This window comes from Pandoraea sp. B-6, from assembly GCF_000282835.1.
In the GTDB taxonomy this organism is placed as follows: domain Bacteria; phylum Pseudomonadota; class Gammaproteobacteria; order Burkholderiales; family Burkholderiaceae; genus Pandoraea; species Pandoraea cepalis.
In genome coordinates this window covers 1-3,739 of sequence record NZ_KB290537.1, presented here as the reverse complement: position 1 = coordinate 3,739, position 3,739 = coordinate 1, and the positions used below count along the sequence as shown (strand labels likewise).

Sequence of the window (3,739 nt, the reverse complement as noted above, 5' to 3'; positions counted from 1 at the left end):
CAGTGTGCTCTTGCCGCCACCGCTGGGGCCAACGAGCGCCACGCGGGAGCCGCGCCGGAGCACGAGGTCAACGCTATGAAGTCCGCCACGCGTATCGTCGGCGTAATGCCACGACACGCCGCGCAGTGTCAGCATCGCCCACGGCGCATCAGGCACGACAGCGGGGGCGATCGCGTCGGGCTCGCCCGGTGCCGCCCAGATCGGCGCGGCGCTGCCGAAATCCGTGTGCATGCGGGCGAAGCTCTGGAAGTTCGACGCCATCGCACCGACCACCGTCGCCGCCTGCTGTGCGTATTGGTAGATCATGAATACCGTGCCGAGCAACACCGCCTGCCCCGGCTGGCGCGACTGCAACACGTAGACGACGACCAGGATCCAAGTCAGCCCCATGCCGAGAATATCGACGGCGAACCATTTGCCCTCGTTCACCACGACGGCGCGACGCAGCGGCGCCATCACCGTCTCCATGCGACGCCCCAGCACTTTGCGAGACGCTGCCTGCAGGCGCAGGCCGATCACCGTGCCCGCATTGCCGACGAAGTCGAGCAATGCGGCGGCGTAGCGCCGTTCGGCGTCGTTCTCTGCGCGCGCGAGCTGCATCAGAACACGGTCGAACCGCAGGATGATGAGCGCCACGACGACATAGCCCGTCACAGCAATCACACCGCTGGTGCGAGATAGCAATGCGAGCGCCACCAGCGGTCCGACAAAATTGAAGGCGCTTTGTAGATAGCCGAATTGATTCTGGGCGAAGTCGGACAGCGCGCGACTGGATTGCACGACGCGGTGCTGCAACTCGCCGGAGTGGCGGCCATCGCGCCATGCGAGCGGCGCGGTGGCGATCCGTGCATACAGTTGATCGGCCAGCCGGACACGCACGCGAACCCCGACGTTGCGCTCGAGTATCCGGCCCGGGCCGTGGAGCAGCCACGACACCAGATAGACACCGACCAGATAGACGATCCAGCGGCCCGCCGTCGTCATGTCGCCTTGTTGCAGCGCATTAATCGCCTGTGCCGCCAGCCACGGCATGGTCAGACGCAACAACTGTGCAGCCGACAACAGGCCGGCGGCGCCGAGCAAATGCAGCCGCACGCCGTGGGCGTGACGCCAGAGCGCGCGGTAGAGATCTCGCGCCGCACCGCCCAATCCGATGGCGGGCGCTTGTGCTGGAGCGTAAGGCGCCGTCATGCGTGCATCGTTCCTTTGCCCTTAGGCTCAGCCCTCGGTCCGCAAGCCCCTCGACGGGCGGACGGCGAACCGGGAAGTCGTCAGGCGCCGCAACAGGCGTCAGAAGTGGCGCCAAAAGCGGCGTCGAGAGCGGTCAATATATTGGAAAATCGATCCGACGTCGCGCTTACAGGCTGGAATGCGCGTGCCGATCATCCGGGTCGCGCGCGTGTGCGTGGGTTCTCGCCTGCCCGGCCAGCGCGGCCGACACCGTCACCGCAAGGGGCGCCGGCGTGGCATCGGGTTGTGTTCGGCGATCGCGCGGCGATGGGGCCACATAGTAGAAGCGCAGCTCAGCGTCGGGATAGTGGTACGGCACCATGGCGAGATTGACGGCACACGAGTCGCAGAACGGCAGACGCGAGCACAGCACGATCGAGCGAACGACGTTCTCGCCCACCGGGTAATCCGCATAGATCTGCGCCAGAATCATCCGCTCCGTATCGAGCGTGCGGGACCGCACCCCGCCCGTGGCGGCGTTGAACGTCGGCAGGTCCGCGTCGGCCATTGCCAGACGCAGTTCGGGCGGCTCGGTGAAAATGACCTCCTCTCCCGAGCGGGCTGCTGTGCGGCGTTGGGCGATGACATTGTGGTCCCGCCGCGCATACGCCCGGCCCGCGTCCACGATGCGCACGCTCGGCGTGTTCGTACGCAGCGTAGTGCGCTGGAGTCCCGACAGGCAGTAGTAAATCGTTCTCGTGCCGTCGACGAGCGTCACTTCCGCCACCGCGATATTCGCGTTGCGCGAGACCGCGCGCATCCGGTCGCCGACATCGCGTGCCGCGCGCGCTGTGCCGCCGACCAGCGCCTGGATCCCCGACATGCCGGGAAACAGCGTCTCGAAGATCGACAGCACATCGCGTGTCGTTTCCACGTCACCGACGAACGGCAATTGCGACCATACCGCCAACGGGGCGGGACGCGAGACGAAGTCCCTCGCGATCGCATTGATGAACGCTTCGGCTTGCGCCGGATAGTGTTGCCAGTGGCTCCACAGTCGGTTGAACATCGGCATCAACGACGCATCGATGCCGGGGGGCGGAGAAAAGCCGCTGGCGCCGGGCGACGCCGGCGGTGTTCTGGCGGCGGCTACCCGGTGTTCGATCGCTTGCGTCAGGTCGCGAATCGCTTGCCGCGCCTCGATCACCGACAGTGAAACGTCCTCAAGCCCGCGCCAGACGTCCCCCGGAGACGGCGCCTGCTGCCAGAGCTTGAGATACAACTGCAGAAACGTGCGCGCATCGCCGTAGGCGATCGTCGGCAGCACCGTCGCGTTCTCGGCGGCCGCGCGATGGTGCTGCGCCGTGCGGTACGCGCGAATGTCGCGGTGCTTCGCCGCGCGCAAGTGCAGGCGCACCCGACGTGACGAACGTGACGATTCGCCCTCGTCGCTGTCGGGCAACCCGAAGCGGTAATAAACGTCGCTCGTCAGTTGCACCACACCATGCAGCGCGCCATCCGTGTCCCGATACGTTCCGAATGGCGCCGCGATGCGCATGTCGCCAAGCGTGAGACGCACGCGACGCCCACCGACCGGCCCCTCCGTCGTCGACTGCTCATAGAAGGACAATTCGCCGTCCAGCTCCGGCGCATACACCGACGGATCGACGAGTGGCGAGTCCGGCGAGACGTGCGGCACGCCATGCTCGTCCAGACGCCCCATACGCCCAAAGGCAAAGAACACGTGGCTACCGTCCTCCGCTCGAGACAAACGGGAATAGACGGCGACACGCAGGCGAGCGAGTGGCGACGCGTTCATTGGCTGATGCTGCGTAAGCGTTGCGCCCTGCTCCGTGACCGTGACCTCGTCGGGTCGCTCGGAGTGGCATTCGAGACACATGCCGTCGATGTCGATCCCCGTTCCCCGCGAGATGCGGCACAGCGACTCCGGCCCACGCTCGCGACGGATGTCCTCAAGTGGCCGGAGGTCTGACGCGTGTTTGCGCGAGTGCGCCACGGTCGCGCCGTACAGGACACCGTCGATGTCGAACACCTTTACGCCGTTCTGCGTCAGGTCCGGGAGGTACTCCACGTAGACATCCGGCGGCAACGACCATTGCACGCCTCGGCCCAGCGGACCGGAGAATGGCTCGTGTTTGATAAATCTCGGCAACGGCGGTGGCGTCGGCGTGGCATGAGTAGAGGCTTCTATGGGGTTGTCCGGCCAAAGGTGCTGGAGCAGCGCGATGGCATCCTGGTGGAGCGTATCGGCGCGCACCATGGCGGCCAGACATTCAAGCCCGGACATCGTCAGGCGAGAGGCCAATGGGTTGGGCGCAGGACCTCGGCATCGGCAAACGCCGCACGCGTTTGCGCGTCCGATACGGCGACGGATTCCCGAATCAACGCGACGATAGCGCACTGGATATCCCCTCGGTACGCTTCGAGCCCCGCTCTCAGGGCCTCGCGGCTGTCGGCTGGCGCTGGCGGCCGACCGAGCGACCTGGCGTGCGGCGCCGGCAGGCACTGCGCCATCACGCCACCGCCGTCGGGGCGGTAAGGCCACACG

General features: G+C 66.4%; 3 protein-coding genes. All 3 read right to left on the bottom strand.

Features of this window, described 5'->3' with window-relative positions; translation table 11 throughout:
* Positions 1-1,191 (bottom strand): ABC transporter ATP-binding protein (locus A985_RS25810; RefSeq protein WP_232424648.1); only part of this gene is annotated, 1,191 nt, incomplete at its 3' end.
* Between the two features lie 166 nt (positions 1,192-1,357).
* A complete protein-coding gene (locus A985_RS0116035; RefSeq protein WP_157211491.1) occupies positions 1,358-3,478 on the bottom strand; it encodes a deaminase domain-containing protein in 2,121 nt (706 codons plus the stop codon).
* 2 nt (positions 3,479-3,480) lie between these two features.
* On the bottom strand, positions 3,481-3,739 hold a 259-nt coding region (locus A985_RS29365; RefSeq protein WP_039830435.1), incomplete at its 5' end, for a hypothetical protein.